Raw genomic sequence first — 17,214 nt, 5'->3', positions numbered from 1 at the left:
GCAACTGAAGAGGCCAGTCAGCCCCTTGAACCGCCGTGCTGATCAGACGGAGAGAATGGGGGGAAGTCAACGCAGAACCGGACGCTGGCGTCGGCTGCGGCGGCGTCTGCGCACGCAATCAGTTCTAACCCTCCTGATGGCCGGTTTTGCACTGGTCGCCTTTCCCCTGCTGATCGGCCTGATCGTTTCCGGCCAGCAGATCGATCGCGTTACACACCAGAGCGAACAACTACTTGAGCGCGCGATTTCCGTCACCCAGTCGGCGCGCCAGATCAGCGATCGTGTCATTGCCTTCGAGCGATCGGCACGGCAGTTCAGAATTCTGCGGGACGCGGATGCACGAACCAGCCTGTACGACCGCCACCGGGCACTTTCCGAAGAACTCACAAGCTTCTCAGCGCTGATTGAGCGAGAGGCACTGCTTGAACTCGCCGACACGATTGCTCAGAGAAGCCGAGAGCTGCATCAACGCACGCTGAACGCCGAGGTTGAGACCGAATGGCCGCCGTCCCTGTCGGCGCTGTTCGAGGGTCTGCGTGAGATCGCAAACGAATTGCTGATCGCCACCGAAACCGATTCACAACGCGAATTGAAGCGGCTGGAAGCCATGGGCGAGGCAGCCCGTGACGCCTCGCTGCTGAGCCTGGTCTCGACCGTCCCGATTGCGATCATGCTGGCCTTTCTGATGGCCAACTTTCTCAACCGACGCATTCGCCGCCTCGACCGCGGCATGCGGGCGCTGGCCCAGCCCGAATCCGCCCGAATCGAACAGGTGACCAGCCCGCGCGATCTCCGAGCCCTGTCGACGCGGCTCGAGTGGGTGCGGCGCCGGCTGGTTCGCACCGAACGTGATCGGCGCCAACTGGTAGGCCAGGTTTCGCACGAGCTCAAGACGCCGCTAAGCGCCATTCGAGAAGGCACGAGCCTGCTGGCCGACCAGAACTTCGGCCAGCTGGGTGAACAGCAGCAGGAAGTTATCGGAATCATCCAGTCCAACATCTCCCGCCTGCAGGAACAGATCGAGAACCTGCTGCGCTTCAACCGGCTCCAGGCCCGGCCTGGCCCCGTGAGGCAGGAGGGCGTGTTGCTGGACGAACTCGTCGAGCGCGTGCTGGAGGGCCACCGACTTCGCATCGAGGCACACCGGATCAAGGTCAGGCGCAGCCGGTCTTCGGGCATCCGATTGAGTGCTGACCCCGACATGCTCACGACTGCCATCGACAACCTGGTGTCCAACGCACTGAAGTTTTCGCCCTCCGGCAGCACCATCGGCGTCGAGGTCAAACGTCAGGGTGACCGCGCACTCGTGCTGGTGGCCGATCGCGGCCCCGGCGTACCAGCGGCCGACCGGCACCGCCTCTTCGAACCCTTCTTTCGCGGCACCCGCCCGCAGAACCAGTTTCGTCCGGGCAGCGGACTGGGGCTGGCCATCTGCCGCGACCTGGTCCGCACCCACCGGGGCGAAGTCGAGCTCGTGGAACGCGCCGGCTGGTCGACGGTCTTTGCCATCGAATTACCCATCAATCCTTCAGGAGACGTTGCCGCATGACGTTCTTTCGAATCTTCCTCATTCTTGCGCTAGTACTCATCGCCGCCCCTGCGTCGGCGGCCGAGCCCGACTACATCGACGGCGCCCACATCATCGACCGCGTCGACCGTGCCATGCGCGTCAACCCGTCCACCGCCGGCATCTGGTACGCCGGGGTAGCCAACCTCGATTCCTGGCCCGCCCGGCTCGAGCGGGCCCTGCTCGAAACCCTGGGCCCTGCCGAGCTGCGAGAAACCGAGGTCGGCCTGCAGACGCTTCGAACCCTCCTGAAAGAGGATTCTCCGATTATCCCGGTTACCAGGAATGGACGCGATACGCTGTCGGTTATCGTGCAATTGGTCGAAACTCAACTGGCACTGGCGCATGAGCGTGACCGGATCGCCCGGGCACTGGAACACGAGCGCGAGGCGCACCGCCAAACGACCGACAAGCTCAACGCACTGCGCCAGATCGACCACCAGCTCGACGAACGCGAAAGTGATGGAGGTCGATGAGATGCCGGAACGGCAATCAAGCAATGATGCCCACAGTGAATCCGCGCGAATCCTCCTGGTCGACGACGATCCGGGCTTGCTACGCCTGATCAGCCTCAGGCTGGAATCCAGCGGCTACACGGTCGACACCGCCGACAGTGGCGAATCTGCGATGGGCCGGGTCGCCAGCCAGACGCCAGATGCGGTTGTCACCGACTTGCGCATGGAGGGCATGGACGGCATGGCGCTGTTCAGGCAACTGCGCGAGCGGGATCCGACTTTGCCGGTGATCATTCTGACCGCGCACGGTACGATTCCCGACGCAGTGGCCGCCACGCGCGAAGGCGCGTTCGGCTTCCTCACAAAGCCCTTCGACAGCACCGAGCTGCTCGAAACGATTGCCGAGGCCACCGGCCGACGCCGTGCAAGCGCCAGTCGCGATGCGAGTTGGCGGCAGGGTGTCGTAACGCGCAGCCATGCAATGGAAACGCTGCTTTCGGAACTGGAACTGGTAGCCGAGAGCGATGCCAGCGTGCTGATCTACGGGGAAAGCGGCAGCGGCAAGGAGATCATCGCGCGCGCAATCCACGACGCCAGCCCGCGCAAGGATGGCCCATTCGTCGCCATCAACTGCGCCGCGGTTCCCGCCGAGCTGCTGGAATCGGAACTGTTCGGGTACCGCAAAGGCGCGTTCACCGGTGCCGATAGCGACCGGGACGGCCTGTTCGTCCAGGCCCGCAGCGGTACCCTTCTTCTCGACGAAATCGGCGACATGCCGGCCGCCTTCCAGGCCAAGCTGCTACGCGCCCTGCAGGAACGGCGCGTACGCCCCGTCGGAGCGACCCGGGAAGTCGATACCGATGTACGGGTCATCTCCGCCACGCATCGCGACCTGGAGGATGCCATCAGAGCGGGCGAGTTTCGCGAAGACCTGTTCTACCGCCTCAATGTCGTTCAACTCGACATCCCCCCGCTACGCGACCGGCCCGAAGACATCGTGCCGCTGGCCGAGCACTTCCTGACCGACCTGCAGAAGGATCTCCCCGAATCAAGGCGCATTCAGGGCTTCTCGCGCGAAGCCCTGCGCGCGCTGCTCGGCCACGACTGGCCGGGCAACGTGCGACAGCTGGCCAATGTCGTGGAACAGGCCAGGGTACTGTGCCGCAAGGGCCCCATTCCCGCCAGTCTGGTCCAGCGGGCACTGCGGGGCGACCCGGGCGGCGTAAGGCCACTGGCCGAGGCCCGTGACGCCTTCGAACGCGACTACCTCGCACGCATCATGCGCATGGCCGGTGGCAACGTCAGCGAAGCGGCGCGCATGGCCGGACGCAACCGCACCGAGTTCTACCGCCTGCTCAAGCGACACGAACTCGAGCCGGCCGATTTCAAAGACTGAAGGCCCATTGACGGGAACTGTCGCCTATCGACGACAGGGCGGAACTCCCTGATCGAGGCGCTCTGCGCGCTTGTGGCCGACCCGACTGTTGCCGGCTGGCAACATATCCGGCGTGTCGCCTGCCGACGCGTCGCTATAACCCATTGATTCAACTGATTCATCGTGCGTTGGCACGGGACCTGCTGATACCGGGGCGAGCCCCCAAAAGGCTCACCCGAACGGAGAGCAGACGGACCCTCCGTTCTGCCCTGACGGAACTCCGTTCATCCCAAGCCGGTTTGCCCGCCGCCCTTGCCGGGGTTGGCGGGCTCTTTTTTGTGTGTGTCGGGCCAGGTGGGTTACTCAGTTTATACTCGCGACATTCAATCCAAGCGGCATCAACCCTGAGTCAACCCGGCAAACAGAAACGCGACCTCTACCCCGATGCGCTGCGCGCACTGGCGCTGCTCGTGGTGGTCTTCGGCCACTGGTTTGCCACCCTGCCGCGTCTGGAGGGCGGCGAATTCATCGCCACCGATCACCTGCTGCACGAATGGATACCTGCCGCCTTTCTGACCTGGGCCGTCCAGGTCGTGCCGCTGTTCGTTTTCGTCTCCGCAGCGGTCAGCGCGGACGGTGTCGCACGCCGAATGCACCAGGGCCATTCGCAGCTTCAGTGGTGGGGCGGCCGCGCCTTGCGCCTGGCCCGACCCACCGTCACCTACTTGGCCGCATTGACGCTCTTCGTGATAGCCGCGCAGTTCACAGGTGGCCGCTTCCTGGACACATTCGACGGATCGCTCACCATCCACCTGTGGTTTCTGATCATGCTGCTGGTCATCCAGGCCCTGCTGCCGCTCAGCGTGGAGGCCGACCGACGATTTGGTCTGGGCGCCGTAGTCGGCTTGATCGTACTGTCGGCTGCGGTCGATATCATGCGCGCCGGTGCCTTTTCGCCCCTGCAGTGGCCAACCCTGGGCGCCCGCGTGACTGGTACCGACGGCGGAATCGGCTGGCTCAATGTCTTCCTGGTGTGGCTGGTGCCGCAGCAGCTCGGTATCGCCTGGAAGCGCGGCCGTTTCAAGGGCGCCTTGACGGGCCTGTCGCTGTTCGCCCTCGGAGTCGCCTGGCTGGTCGCAACGGTCATCAGCGGCTATCCAGTCGGCATGATCGGACAGGATCTGGACGGCAACAGCAATATGCTGCCGCCCACACTCGCGTTGATCGGTGTGATGTGGCTGCAGGTCGGCCTGGTTCTGCTGTTCGAGCAGCCGGCTCGCTGGCTGCTCGACCGGGAGCGTCTTGCCGGCTTCGTCGCCTTCCTCGGCGCCTTCGGCATGCCGCTGTACCTGTGGCACAAACTGGCCGAGCTCCCGGCCGCATGGCTGGGCGAGAAGATCGGCGCACCCATCGACGCCGGCTCACCCGGCGATCCCGGATTCTGGAGCGGTCGGTTGTGGTGGCTGGGGCTGTGCCTGCTGATGGTCGTGCCCGTGCTCGCGATCGTGGCGTGGATTGAAACGCAGCGGCGCAAGACGGTGCCGCATTCCGAATCGGTGCCGGCAATCCTCATCGGCGGACTGGCACTGTTGCTCGGCCTGGGCTGCGCCCTGCTCATGGGGGCAATGCCGGGTGCGGTGATCGGGCTCGTGGGGGTGGTTCTTGCCTCGCTGCTGCTGCGCAGTCGCCAAAACGCCTGATCCGCTACTCAGCGGATTCGGCGCACTGCGTTGGCTTATCTGCTGCCCACCAGGCAAGCGCGGCACGGTATGCCGCCGGGGCCGAGGATGCATGATGCTGGCCTTCCAGCGGCTTGACGCTCAGATCCAATGCATCGGATTGAGCGGACTGCCAGTGTTCCAGCCAGCGATCGAGCGCGATCCGGAATGGTTCGCCGTCTTCACTCGCCCGCGTAATCATCAGAGGCGCCGGTGACGCCCGTTCTGCCGGCTCGAGATCATCAATGAAGTACTCGAGGTTGCGATGCAACGCCGGATTGATGGAAAGATAGGCTCCGAACAGCTCCGGCCGGGTCAGTGCCGTGTACAGCGTGAACTGTCCACCCAGGGACTGTCCCAGCACCAGGCTACGCTGGTGATCGATGCGGTAGTCCTTCCTGACTCGCGGAATAAGCTCTTCGGCCAGGAATTCCTGGAACGCGGCTGCGCCGCCGTAGTACTCCGGCTCGGGGGCCGGTGCCGTGTAATCGGTCGATCGCAGGTTGCCGTTGTCAAAACCCAAGCCGCCGTAGGAGATACCCACGAGTACCGCCGGCGGCGCCAGCTCGTCGATCTCCATCATGAAGTGGTATGGCGTGAGCATCGGAAAGAGGATGCCGCCATCGAGCATGTACACGACGGGCCAATCGCAGTCTGACTCGCCATATTGCAGCGGCAGTCGGACGTAAACATGAAAGTCGCGGTCAAGCGTTTTGGAATGAATGGTGAAGGTCTTCGCCGGCCCCATTCCGAACAATCGATCCAGTTCAACGCTGTCGGCAGTTGCTGAGGCATTCGCAAGCGCGAGGCCAAAAAGCATGACCCAGGAAGTCAGGAAAAGTCTTGTGCCTGATTTCATATCCATAACGGAGTGATGAGGGCCCGAAGCACATTCTCCTGCGGCTCGGGCCCTGTGGCAATCAGCGATTCATGGCGGCGCCTACATGGCGTGAATCACTCACTGTCTACTTCATCATTGATCCGGGGGGCCGGCAACTCCTGCCCGCCCTGGTAAAGGGTCAGACCGCTCGCTGGGCCGGTTTCGGGCAGGTCGAAGACGATGTCGGCACCAATCTGGCTGTTGTAGAACTTCACCGGCGATTCGGCCTGCATCGTGAAAGGCGGCTGGCCGGTCGCCTGGATTTGCATGCCGCCGTCGACCACACGAACGGTCAGGACGAAACCTGGCTGAATTTCGTAACGACCGGTCAGGCGGTCGAGCTGCTCCGCGGAGACTTCGGTCGACTCCCGCTCCCAGACTTCGTCGCTGACCCGCTCGGCCCGTTCGCCGTCGCCGCCCCAACCCTGGTGCAGAATCAAGGCCACGATGGCGCCGGAGTCATCGCGCTCGACGGTGAACCAGCTGATGGATTCGGTGAACACCAATCGGTCACCTTCGACCGGTATCACGCGCAACTCGCTGCCGCCCTGACGCTGGCTGATCAGCTTGCCGTCCTCGAAGCGAAGGGTACGTACCGTTTCCTCGTCGATTCGGTAGGTGCCCTGGAAGGCCTTCAAAGCTTCGTCGGAAAGCTCCAGTTCGGGTAGTTCGCCCGGGTAGGACTTGTCCATCGCCAATCCGGCCAGACGCAAGGTGATGTCCTGGTTCGAGTGGCCGGGCCCGGCACGGTTGGTAAGCAATATGATCGACAGCTGCGGTTCGGGCAACCAGAAGGTCATGGTCATGAAGCCGTTGATGCCGCCTCCATGATAGATCGCGGGCTGGCCCATCCACTCGGTCAGAAGCAGGCCATAGCCATAATCATGACCGCCGTATGCCTCGCGCGAAACGGAGTCCGGCGCGATCATCCGCTCGTACATCGCGTCACTCAGTACGCGACCGCCGTGGAGCGCACGTTGCCAGCGATCGACATCGATCGCAGTCGACATCAGGGAGCCTGCTGCGTGCGGCTGGGTCATGGAAAGAAAGCCGGCATTCTGTGGTTCATCGGCCGGTCCGGCATACCCGGGCACTCGGCCGGGCAGCACGGTGGCATCGGCATAGGCGTCGGTCGACTCGATTTCCAACGGCTCGAGCAATCGTTCGCGGATAAATTCGTTCCAGGGCTTGTCGGTGACCTGTTCGATGATGGCGCCGAGCAGTACGTAGCCCGAGTTGTTGTACGACCATTGTTCACCCGGCGAAAAATCCACCGGCTCATCGGCAAATACGGCGACCAGTTCATCGGTCGTCAGGTCCTTGCGAATCCGCTCGGAACTCATGTAGCCCTCGATACTGGTGTAGCTCTTGATGCCCGAGGTGTGGTTGAGCAACTGGTGAACGGTCACCTCACCCACCGGGAAGTCCGGGAGGAACTTCGACAGCGGATCGTCGAGTGAAAGCTTGCCATCCTCGGCCAGTGCCAGGATTGCAGCCGCCGTGTACTGCTTGGTCACCGAAGCCAGACGCAGGATGTGGTCAGGCGCCATGGGCACATTCAGTTCCAGACTGGCCATACCGAAAGCCTCATTGAAAACAACTTCTCCGTCACGGCTGACCACAACGACCGCGCCGGGTGTCTGCTCGGTGTAAATCGAACCGAGCATCTCACTGGCCTGCTCGGCAAAGCCATCATCGGCCTGGCCCCAGCAGGGCGCAGCAATGAACGCGGCGGCGAAAACGCCGGCAATGATTCGGCCCATTCGGACTCTCCCTGGTGAAGTGATCGTGGCGCCAGTCTAGGCGGAAGCAGAAGGAAACCGCGCGTGCCGGAAGTCACTGTGCCGCCACTCGATATGCCCTGGCACCACTTTTCGACCCATTTCGTTTGTATTGATAGAACCGCCCTCTTTTCCTGCCGAATGGCACCACAAGGAAGCCGAACAATGAAAGTACTCCGCCCGTCAAACGCCAATCCGCTGCGCCGCCCACTCCGATGGCTGCCTCTGCTGGCACTGACCTGGACCTTCATGGGCCACGCCGGTGTCGAACTGGACCAGCAAGTCTTTGGCTGGCGTGGCGACGTTGCGGTTGCCGTCGGCGGCGACTCCGAACAGATGCTGGCGCAGACCTACGAATCGCGTCTGGACGGCACGCTGGATCACGTCACGCTCGTGATCGGCTGCAGCATCGGCAGTCCGGGAATAGTCACGGTGGAACTCCGCGAAGTGCTGTCCGACGGCACCCCGTCGCATGTTGTGCTGGCAGCCACGACCCGCTTGGCCGATTCATTTGCGTCCGCGGCCATCTTGGAGGATATCGCGATGCCCGCGATCCCGATCACCAGCGGCACGGACTATGCGCTGATCCTGTCGGCGACTGCCGATGCCCAGTGCGCTACGCGGCAGGGCGGCAACGAAATGTTCCGTAGTTCCGGCGTGCGAGACGCATTTTTCGACGCCCGCCCGAATCCGCCCGGCTGGGTGCCCTGGACCTACTTCGGCATCGATGGCGCCCTGCCATTCTCGGTCTACGTCGACACCGGCACCCCCACGGGACCGCGCTTCTGCGATTTCGAAACCGCCGACGGTATTCCCAACGACTGGCTGCCAAATGATGTACCCCTGTGCGGTTGTGCCCGTGACCCAGGACTGGTCGCTCACCGGTGCTGGTTCGCCACACCCGACTTCGTACTCTGGCGCACGCTGCCCCTGGTCTTCGAAAAGCCGCGGGTCCGAGCGGAATGGAGCCTGGTACCCATGGTCGCCGACCTGCCGGGCATATCCATCAAGGAATACGATCCCGATGGCCAATTCGCCAGCGATGCGATCCTCTTCAAAGCGGGCGCGAAGCCAGGGAAGCCAATCCGGCAGAATGTTCTCTACTCCGGCAGCACCAAGCAGTCGGAAGTGATGATCCTGATCGATGGTGAGGCCGCACCAATCAACATCATCTTCGAGACGCTGCTGGATATTCCGACGAATAAGTAGTCTTTCCAGCTGACAGTTCCGTCGTCGTTTCGGCCACACGGGCGAGTTGGCCCGGCGACAGCCTATTGAGGCTGCAATCGCGCCAGAATCCAACATGAATACAGCCGGCTGGGGTGGTAACGGACTTCGAAAGTAGCCACAACAACGTTGTCGCCCTGGACCTGAGCTGAGCGGTCGGGCTAGTCACTCAGGTCGGCCTCGCTCTTGCAACGAAACGAGTCGCTCACCCGCCTTTCCAGCGGAATGATGGCAAACTCGCCGGCCAGTTCCGGGTCGTCGATGGTGTACTGAACCAGGCCACGGTCGCAATCGGAAAACTCGATGGTCATGCTGCCAACTTCCACCGATTCCTGCCCGGGCTGGGCCGGAGCGTCGAACCGCCCGCCGGTCGAAGCGTAGAGAGGGCCGCTGGCGACATTACCGTCCACGTCGAGTGAAGCAGTCAGCCAACGATTGTCGACCGCGCCGATCCTGTCGACACCCTCGGACGAATCGGTTGCAGCCGCGTCGACATAGGTAAACCAGGCTACGAAAAGCAGGTCGGCGAAGGGCATGTGATCGAGGGCCAGGCCCTGCCCGTGCCCGATCAGCTCCTCTTCATCGGCCACCCACTGGCCATCGGCGTCCAGCGTGAAATCGAACGCCTGCGGCGTTTGCTCGTTGCAACCCGACGCTTCGCTATCGGAGGACTGCTTGCAGTGAGCCACGTAGTCGACTTCCATGGTCGCCTCGTCGAGATCCGGATCGATGGCACCGCCCAGGTTGCCGCCCATGGCGACGTTAAGCAGCACAAACATCGGCTCCTCGTAGACCGGGCAGTTACTGACGTCGTAGCTGCGCATCAGTTCACCGTCCATGAAGAAAGCAATCTCGTCGGCGCTCCATTCCATGGCGTAGGTATGCCACTCGGTCACGTCGGCCGCGCCGCCGGGATAAGGAAAGCGGGCCTCGCTGCCGCAGGCACCCCCGTAATTGTTGAAGAAATTGACGATGTAGGAATCGGACTCATTGGAAAACCACTCCCACACGTCGATCTCCGAAGCCCCCGGATTGGGCCACCCGACGTTGTCGTTGTCACCCTTGACGGGTTGTTCGTCGATGCGGTTTTCCAGCATCCAGAACGCGGGCCAGGTGCCGCCCTCGAGGTCGTGGACGCGGATTCGCGCCTCGATACGGCCGTAAAGAAATTCCCGCTTGTCCTTGGTGTTGATGCGCCCGGAGGTCCAGCTCTTGGGCGTGCCGTTGAGCCCGGGGCAGTCAATGGCCTGACGGCGCGCGATGATCTTGAGCGTGCCGTCGGAGACATCGTAGTTTCGATCCGGAGACGCGTCGTCGTCGGTATAGCACTGGACTTCGTTGTTGTAGTTGGCAGCGGTCTGGGCCGTCCAGTTGTCCCAGTTGACGCCGTCGCCATCGAAGCGCTCGATCCACGCGAGCTGCCAGCCCGCAGACGCCGAGGCGGCAAGCAAAAGCCCGACGCCGAAGATGAGAATTCTGTGCATGATGACACCGCTGTCTTTTCAGTCGTGGCACCAAGTTAATTCATCGGATGGGTCCGCGTCCATGGCCGCGATCACCTCGAGCACAAGCTGGAAGCTGCCCGTCCCCGTATCGTGGGTGGCGCCGAGGCGCACGACCACCAGAGAGCAAAGAGATACTGTGAGGATACCGCGACCCCGCCCAGCCGGCATATGGCCCCAGTCACCCGGCCCGCATAAACTGTCTGCCTGAGGCATTCCCGTCTAGTGCAGTGGGAGAAAAGCAAGACATGAAAAACGACCTACCGAAAACCAATCGACTCCGGCGTCGCTTCGAGCGCATCCAGCGCATCCACGCCCCACCCGATGCCGTCTTTCCTCTGCTCTGCCCAGTGCGGGAATATGACTGGATTCCCGAGTGGGATTGCCGGCTTCTCTATACCGAGTCGGGACTGGCCGAGGCCGGCTGCGTCTTCCAGACCAACCGCGAAGCCGAAGGCGGCCTGGACACCTGGGTGATCAGTCGGTATGAGCCCAACCGGCATATCGCCTTCGTACGCATCAATCATCTGCGCGCCATGCAGTACGACGTCCGTCTTGAAGCGATCGATCAAAATTCGAGCAAACTGCTATGGGCACAGGTCATCACCGCCCTGTCCGACAAAGGGGATCGACACGTGGCCTCGCTGCAGGAAGCCGACTTTGCCCGGGGGATCGCCAACCTGGAGACGTTATTGAACGACTACCTCGCGAGACAGGCAAACGCGCAAGCCGGGAGCTGAGCAATGCAGACCGCTGGCCGCCTTATGCGACCGAATTGGGGTGCTCGATCGCCCGGCTGGCGCCCGCCACCCAGATGAAAACGGCCATCAGGAACGGCAGAGTCAAGTCGTACCACAGGGGCTCACGCGAAAGCAGCAACATCTGATACCAGGCCTGCGGCGCTTCGACGAGAAAACGAACGGGAAGGAACCACTGATGCCAGGCGGCATCAATCAGCCCCAACACCGCCACAACGACGACCAGACCGATGACTGCGCCGAGCGAACCGGACAGGCGATGCACCACCCAGCCGCCAATGCAGGCGGCAATCAGGGACACCACCATCGAGATACCGATCCAGAGGTTGTTGAACGCCAGGCTTTCGTCCAGGGCCCGCTGCGGCCCCATGATGATCGAAAGCGGCACCAGAAAGAGAAGCACCACGCCGGCCATCAGGGCCAGGGCGGCGACGACACCACGAACCGTACGCATATGGAAATGCCTCCCGGAAAGATACGGCAAACGGGGCCGCACCGGTCTGTCCCGAAAGACGAGGATCAGGCTAGCATTGGATTTGAAATCCGGGGCGAAGTTCCTATCGGCCCACACTTGAAAGAAAACGTCCACTCACTTTCGCCTCAGTTGGTGGATGTCTTCCGCCCGCCCTGGGCAGGAGCAATCAACTCCCGTCTGGAATTTCCGGCTCGACCAGTTTCGCCAGCAGCTCAAGTGATTCCTGCCAGCCGAGGTAGCAGTGTTCCGGCGGGATGGCGTCAGGCAGGCCTTCCTGCGTGATGTTCACTTCCGTGCCGCAGGACACTTCGCGCAGGGTCACCGTCACTTTCATCTCCCCGGGCACGTTCGGATCGTCGAATTTGTCGGTGGAGACGATGCGCTCGTTCTCGATCAGTTCGAGGTACTCCCCGCCGAAGGTATGGGCCTGGCCGGTACCGAAGTTGATGAACGACATCTGGAAGGTGCCGCCAGGCTTGGCCTCGTGATGGTGCACCTTCGCGGTGAAGCCGTTGGGTGGATTCCACTTGACGATGGCCTCGGGCTCCAGGAAGGCGCGGTAAATCCGCTCAGGCGGTGCAGTAAAAACACGATGGATTCGAACGGTATTGGGCATGTCGGTGCGCTCCGTGGTCAGTCATTACATACTTCTAGATCGAACGGGCGGATGCAAATTCGACAGGTTCGAAATCATCCGGGAGAGTCGTCATCGACATCAGCTGCCGCGTCTCCGTTTGCGCACAGGTGAGCGCGCGACTACGATGGGAAACGGGCTCCCAGGGTGCTCTGGACATGATTCGCCAGCAAATCCGGATTGCCAACACCAGTGATGGCGTACGACTGGCCTGGTCGCGCGTGGGATCGGGGCCGACCCTGCTCAAGGCAGCCAACTGGCTGACGCACCTGCAGTACGACTGGGAAAGCCCGGTCTGGCGACATTGGATGGACTTCCTCGCCGGCCACTTTTCTTTCGTTCGCTACGACGAGCGCGGCTGCGGAATGTCCGACTGGCAGGCCGATGATGTCTCCGAAGACAACTGGCTCAATGACCTCGAATGCGTCGCCGATGCGGCCGGGATCGACGAGCCGGCCATCCTGCTTGGCGTTTCCCAGGGGGCCGTGACGGTCATCCGCTATGCCGTCGAACATCCCGAGCGGGTTTCGAAGCTGATTCTCTACGGCGGCTATGGGCTGGGATGGGGCAAACGCGGCGGTCGCGAGGACGAGCACTTCTTCGCCGTGCTCGAGATGATCCGCCTCGGCTGGGGCCACGACAACCCGGTCTTTCGCCAGGCATTCACGTCGCGCTTCCTGCCCGACGGCACCCACGAGCAGATCGACTGGTTCAACGAACTGTGCCGCAGGACAGTCTCGCCGGAACAGGCCGTTCCCCTGCTCGAGGCACGGGGCGACGTCGATATCCGGCACCTGCTCGACAGAGTTCGAGTCCCCACGCTGGTCTTGCATGCGCGAAACGACCAGGTCGTGCCGTTTTCGGAAGGCCAGAGGCTGGCCAGCGAGATTCCCGGCGCGCACTTCGTGGAGCTGGACTCCCGCAATCATGTGCTGCAGGCGGACGAACCGGCCTGGCGGGAATTCAAGCAAGCAGTCCTGGACTTCACGGGGGTTGCAGCCGATGATGCGGCGACTCCCACCGATCGACTTTCGGCACGCGAACGTCAGATCTTCTCCGTTCTGGCACAGGGCGCGACCAACAAGGAAATCGCCCGAACCCTGCACATCAGCGAAAAGACCGTTCGCAATCACCTCACGAACGTCTACCGAAAGTTGGGTGTGCACTCGCGCGCTCAGGCGATCGTCAAGGCCGCCCGGGTCGAGCCGGCCAGTCAAGTTTAGTCGTAAACCGGGACAAATGTCCCAGTCAGCCGGCCCGGCGTCGAGCAATTGGGCCGCCTGCCCCATTGTCTGCATGCCGTACCCCGCATAGCGTAAAGCCCGCTTTCGAAATTTATGGAGATTCCGCCATGCAACGCATCGCGATCCTGCTTTTCGGTCTGATTGCCTATGCCGTCTTTTTCGGCACGTTCCTGTACCTGATTGCCTTCGTCGGCAATCTTCAGCAAACCGCGCTCGCGCAATCGCTGCCCTGGCTGCCCGAGCTGGTGCCGCATTCGATTGATGCAGGGCGCCCGACCGGTCCGGTTGCCCTGGCGGTGGCTGTCAACCTCGGGCTGATCGCGCTGTTCGGTTTGCAGCACAGCGTCATGGCACGCATTGGTTTCAAGGACTGGCTGAAGCAGAAGCTGCCGGCCGCTGCCGAGCGCAGTGTCTATGTCCTGTTGGCCAGCCTGATGCTGATACTCCTGTTCTGGCAGTGGCGACCGATTCCCGAGGTGATCTGGTCGGCCGAATCCGGCCTCGGACAGGCGATTGGCTGGACCGTGTTCGCCGCTGGCTTTGCCATGGTGCTGCTCGCCACATTCCTGATCGACCATTTCGACCTGTTCGGGCTCAAGCAGGTCTGGAACCAGTTCGTCGGGCGGCGCCCCGAACCACCCCGCTTCGTCACGCCCCTGTTCTACCGCCTGGTGCGACACCCGCTCTATCTGGGGTTCATCCTCGCGTTCTGGGGCGGGCCGGTGATGAGCGTCGGCGGCCTACTGTTCGCCGCAGCCATGACCGGCTACATCCTGATCGCCATTCAGCTCGAGGAACGGGACCTGATCAAGTTCCTTGGCGCGGACTACGAAGACTATCGCCAGCGCGTGCCGATGCTGGTGCCGGGCACGAAGCGGCGGCAAGCTTCGCAAGTCGACCAGCGGGGGGCTGCCCACTGATCGTTTGATCGGCCGGCGCGATCTTCGGGCGATCGAGAACCGGGAAGTCCCGGATATGCGCGTACGCGCATTCCGGGACGACAGCCGTTCCTGCGCATCGCGCAGTCTACCTAACGGGCTTGCGACCGGTGAACATGGCCCGCACCAGGTTTTCACGATGAAGCCGGCTGGAAATGACCACGCCCAGGACGTGTATGATCACCAGCCCAAGCATGACGTTGACCAGCACTTCGTGGGTTTCCTCCCAGAAATGCTCATCTGCTGACCATATCGCCTGGGCACCGCCCTCGCCGGCCTCGATGACCCAGCCAGCCAGCGGACCGGCATTTTCCTCCAGGGCGTAGAGCACGATGCCGCTGAAGGCCAGCGCGGTCATGCAGGCGAGCAGCAGCAGGATCATGATTCCGCCGGCAGGATTGTGACCCAGATAGTGTTTCGCCCGGCCGCGGAAGAGATCGCCGAGGTACCGAGCGACCGTCGAAGGCGAACGGACGAAGTCGCCGAAGCGGGCATGCTCGGTGCCGATAACGCCCCACAGCACCCTGAACAGTACGATCGCCACGATCGAGTAGCCGATCCAAACGTGCAGAGACATCACCTCGTCTTCCATGATGTAATTGGTGAAAAAGCCAATGACCAGCAGCCAGTGGCCGATTCGGATGATTGAATCCCAGACCTTGATGGATGAGCTGTTTGCAGGGACATTCATGCCGATACTCCTTCGGTTTGAGCTGGAATAAGCATGTCCCGGGCCCCATCACATTAGAATCCGGCAAATGACCTGTTCACCCGTCTGAGCCCGCTTATGTCGAATGACACACCACAGATGCCCGGCAGGCACATTTTGCTGATCACCTTCGGCACGATCGCTGCCCTGATCGGCTGGGATCTGCTCTCGGACTACAACGAGGGTGTCGAACCGTTACACGTCCTGGTGGAGCTGACGGTATTGCTGCTCGCTGCATCCATGTTCGGTTATGTTTTGGTCCGAATGATCCAGGGACGACGCCAGCTCAACCAAATGCACACGCGCCTCGACTCTGTCCAGACTGAATCCCGCCAGTGGCGCGAGCGCTATCAATTCACGATCCGTGGGCTGAGCGAAGCGATCCAGGAACAGTTCGAAATCTGGCAGTTGAGCAAGGCCGAAGCCGAGATCGCACTGCTCTTGCTCAAGGGCCTGAGCCTGAAGGAGATTGCCGCCGTGAGAACAACGGGCGAGCGGACGGTGCGCGAACAGGCACGCGCCATTTACCGCAAGGCGGGACTGGCGGGCCGGTCGGAACTGTCGGCGTTCTTTCTCGAAGACCTGCTGCTGCCAGACCCCGAGGCAATCCCCGACAGGGAATAAGCGCCAATCATGGAATCCGAGATTCGCAGCCTGGAACAACTGCTCGATCGCATTCGCGAAATCGACAAAGTGCACGATCCGGTGCGCCTGGAGTCGATTCTTCATGCCGTGGGTCGACGCTCGTTCGGACCCATCATTCTGGTCACTGGATTGATCACCCTGGCGCCACTGATCGGGGATATACCCGGTGTACCGACCATGATGGGCCTGTTGGTGTTGTTGACCGCCGGCCAATTGCTGGTGGGCCGCAAGACTTTCTGGCTACCAGGCTTCCTGTTGCAGCGCTCGGTAGATCGCACTCGCCTGCACCGGGTCCTGGATTGGCTCGAAAAACCGGTCCGATTCATCGATCGCTTCCTGCACCCGCGCCTGGAAGTGATCACTCACGGCAAAGGGGCGCTGGTCATTGCCGTGGCCTGCGTGTGCATCGCCCTGACCATGCCGGCACTGGAATTCATTCCCTTCAGCGCCAACCTGGCCGGCGCCGCACTGACTGCCTTCGGCCTGGCCCTGATCGTTCGCGACGGCTACCTGGCGGTATTTGCATTAGCGGTCACCGCCGGGACGTTCTGGGCGGTCATCGCCAACATCAGCAAGATTTGGGGTGAATAGGCGATCGAGCGATGGACCGCTCTCGCCTCCCCTGCGCGCTCAGTCGCAGGCCTTGATGGCGGGACGCTGGCTGACGGCTTGATACCAGCGCGCCAGATGGGTCAATTCGTCGGGCCGCGGCACTTTCAGGCCCCACTGAGCGAAATCCACGGTCACGAGTGCCGTGATGTCGGCAACCGAAAACGCTTCGCCCGCGACATACTCGGTTTTTGCCAGCATGGCATCCAGGTCTTCGAGAAACCAGCGAAAGCGCTCACGGCCGCGATCAGCCAGCTCGGGAATCTGGGCCACCGGCCTCCGGCCGGGCAAAGCGTGATCCTTCATCCGGGGTGCGACATTGCGGAACCCTTCCATTACCGCCAGCAGGCCATTCATTTCGATCCAGCGATCGCGATCGTCGATGCGGGCGCACTCTTCCGGCGAGCTGCCCAGCAGCGGCGGATCGGGCTGAACGGATTCGAGATAACGGCAAATCGCGGCACAGGAACTCAGGCAGGTGCCATCGTCGAGTTCGAGAACCGGCAGGGTGCAGTCGGGATGAATGGCGGCGAATTCATCGGACATGTGCTCCGCCTTGCGCATGTCGACGATTACCTGCTCGATCTCCAGTTCCTTTTCGGCCAGGAACAGGTGCACGCGGCGCGGGCTGGGGGCTGTGGGAAATGTATGTAGTTTCATGACGGCATTCTGGATGGTGGCTCCGGGCGCGTCAATC

At 62.2% G+C, this 17,214-nt stretch carries 17 protein-coding genes; 10 read left to right on the top strand and 7 right to left on the bottom strand.

Going from position 1 to position 17,214, the window contains the following annotated elements; translation table 11 throughout:
- Positions 1-136: 136 nt before the first annotated feature.
- The 4 genes from G4Y73_RS11265 to G4Y73_RS11250 all read left to right on the top strand — a co-directional run bounded on the left by G4Y73_RS11265 (position 137) and on the right by G4Y73_RS11250 (position 5,097).
- Entirely contained in the window at positions 137-1,549 is a 1,413-nt protein-coding gene (locus tag G4Y73_RS11265) for an ATP-binding protein (protein WP_164231736.1), read from the top strand.
- Positions 1,546-2,043 carry a hypothetical protein gene (locus G4Y73_RS11260; RefSeq protein ID WP_164231735.1) on the top strand — a complete coding sequence of 166 codons (498 nt, stop codon included), beginning with the start codon at positions 1,546-1,548 and terminating at the stop codon, positions 2,041-2,043. Before G4Y73_RS11265 ends, G4Y73_RS11260 begins: the two co-directional genes overlap by 4 nt.
- Positions 2,030-3,418: a sigma 54-interacting transcriptional regulator gene (locus G4Y73_RS11255; protein ID WP_240451320.1), complete on the top strand. Its 1,389-nt coding sequence runs from the start codon at positions 2,030-2,032 to the stop codon at positions 3,416-3,418. The genes G4Y73_RS11260 and G4Y73_RS11255 overlap by 14 nt, the downstream gene beginning before the upstream one ends.
- A gap of 317 nt (positions 3,419-3,735) precedes the next feature.
- On the top strand, positions 3,736-5,097 hold the full coding sequence (locus G4Y73_RS11250; protein WP_346426852.1) for an acyltransferase: 1,362 nt from the start codon (positions 3,736-3,738) through the stop codon (positions 5,095-5,097).
- Between the two features lie 4 nt (positions 5,098-5,101).
- Here the strand turns inward: G4Y73_RS11250 and G4Y73_RS11245 are convergent, their stop codons facing one another.
- The gene (locus G4Y73_RS11245; RefSeq protein ID WP_164231733.1) at positions 5,102-5,935 is read right to left on the bottom strand and encodes an alpha/beta hydrolase-fold protein; all 834 of its coding nucleotides are present in this window, start codon (positions 5,933-5,935) and stop codon (positions 5,102-5,104) included.
- Between the two features lie 134 nt (positions 5,936-6,069).
- A complete protein-coding gene (locus G4Y73_RS11240) occupies positions 6,070-7,758 on the bottom strand; it encodes a serine hydrolase (protein WP_164231732.1) in 1,689 nt (562 codons plus the stop codon).
- A gap of 183 nt (positions 7,759-7,941) precedes the next feature.
- Between G4Y73_RS11240 and G4Y73_RS11235 the strand changes: the two genes are divergently transcribed.
- Positions 7,942-8,985, top strand: a complete 1,044-nt coding sequence (locus tag G4Y73_RS11235; RefSeq protein WP_164231731.1) for a hypothetical protein — start codon at positions 7,942-7,944, stop codon at positions 8,983-8,985.
- Between the two features lie 179 nt (positions 8,986-9,164).
- On the opposite strand, the gene G4Y73_RS11230 is transcribed toward G4Y73_RS11235, so the two are convergent.
- Positions 9,165-10,487: a glycoside hydrolase family 16 protein gene (locus G4Y73_RS11230; protein ID WP_164231730.1), complete on the bottom strand. Its 1,323-nt coding sequence runs from the start codon at positions 10,485-10,487 to the stop codon at positions 9,165-9,167.
- A gap of 266 nt (positions 10,488-10,753) precedes the next feature.
- Between G4Y73_RS11230 and G4Y73_RS11225 the strand changes: the two genes are divergently transcribed.
- Positions 10,754-11,245 carry a hypothetical protein gene (locus G4Y73_RS11225; protein ID WP_164231729.1) on the top strand — a complete coding sequence of 164 codons (492 nt, stop codon included), beginning with the start codon at positions 10,754-10,756 and terminating at the stop codon, positions 11,243-11,245.
- Positions 11,246-11,267: 22 nt separating this feature from the next.
- On the opposite strand, the gene G4Y73_RS11220 is transcribed toward G4Y73_RS11225, so the two are convergent.
- Together G4Y73_RS11220 and G4Y73_RS11215 are read right to left on the bottom strand one after the other, a co-directional pair.
- Positions 11,268-11,717: a hypothetical protein gene (locus tag G4Y73_RS11220; protein ID WP_164231728.1), complete on the bottom strand. Its 450-nt coding sequence runs from the start codon at positions 11,715-11,717 to the stop codon at positions 11,268-11,270.
- A gap of 187 nt (positions 11,718-11,904) precedes the next feature.
- Positions 11,905-12,354 carry an SRPBCC family protein gene (locus tag G4Y73_RS11215; RefSeq protein WP_164231727.1) on the bottom strand — a complete coding sequence of 150 codons (450 nt, stop codon included), beginning with the start codon at positions 12,352-12,354 and terminating at the stop codon, positions 11,905-11,907.
- Positions 12,355-12,530: 176 nt separating this feature from the next.
- Between G4Y73_RS11215 and G4Y73_RS14210 the strand changes: the two genes are divergently transcribed.
- Together G4Y73_RS14210 and mddA are read left to right on the top strand one after the other, a co-directional pair.
- Positions 12,531-13,595 carry an alpha/beta fold hydrolase gene (locus tag G4Y73_RS14210; protein ID WP_164231726.1) on the top strand — a complete coding sequence of 355 codons (1,065 nt, stop codon included), beginning with the start codon at positions 12,531-12,533 and terminating at the stop codon, positions 13,593-13,595.
- 128 nt (positions 13,596-13,723) lie between these two features.
- On the top strand, positions 13,724-14,536 hold the full coding sequence (gene mddA, locus G4Y73_RS11205; protein WP_164231725.1) for a methanethiol S-methyltransferase: 813 nt from the start codon (positions 13,724-13,726) through the stop codon (positions 14,534-14,536).
- 106 nt (positions 14,537-14,642) lie between these two features.
- Here mddA and G4Y73_RS11200 read toward each other — a convergent pair whose 3' ends face one another.
- Positions 14,643-15,245, bottom strand: a complete 603-nt coding sequence (locus tag G4Y73_RS11200) for a cytochrome b/b6 domain-containing protein (protein WP_164231724.1) — start codon at positions 15,243-15,245, stop codon at positions 14,643-14,645.
- A gap of 96 nt (positions 15,246-15,341) precedes the next feature.
- Here G4Y73_RS11200 and G4Y73_RS11195 point away from each other — a divergent pair, with 96 nt between their 5' ends.
- Entirely contained in the window at positions 15,342-15,887 is a 546-nt protein-coding gene (locus tag G4Y73_RS11195) for a LuxR C-terminal-related transcriptional regulator (protein ID WP_205596605.1), read from the top strand.
- 9 nt (positions 15,888-15,896) lie between these two features.
- A complete protein-coding gene (locus G4Y73_RS11190) occupies positions 15,897-16,499 on the top strand; it encodes an exopolysaccharide biosynthesis protein (protein ID WP_164231723.1) in 603 nt (200 codons plus the stop codon).
- A gap of 39 nt (positions 16,500-16,538) precedes the next feature.
- Here the strand turns inward: G4Y73_RS11190 and G4Y73_RS11185 are convergent, their stop codons facing one another.
- Positions 16,539-17,177 carry a glutathione S-transferase family protein gene (locus G4Y73_RS11185; RefSeq protein ID WP_164231722.1) on the bottom strand — a complete coding sequence of 213 codons (639 nt, stop codon included), beginning with the start codon at positions 17,175-17,177 and terminating at the stop codon, positions 16,539-16,541.
- Positions 17,178-17,214: the final 37 nt, after the last annotated feature.

Source organism: Wenzhouxiangella sp. XN201 (assembly GCF_011008905.1).
Taxonomy (GTDB): domain Bacteria; phylum Pseudomonadota; class Gammaproteobacteria; order Xanthomonadales; family Wenzhouxiangellaceae; genus Wenzhouxiangella.
The sequence above is the reverse complement of the archived record's forward strand: the minus strand, read 5'-3'. Positions and strand labels throughout refer to the sequence as shown.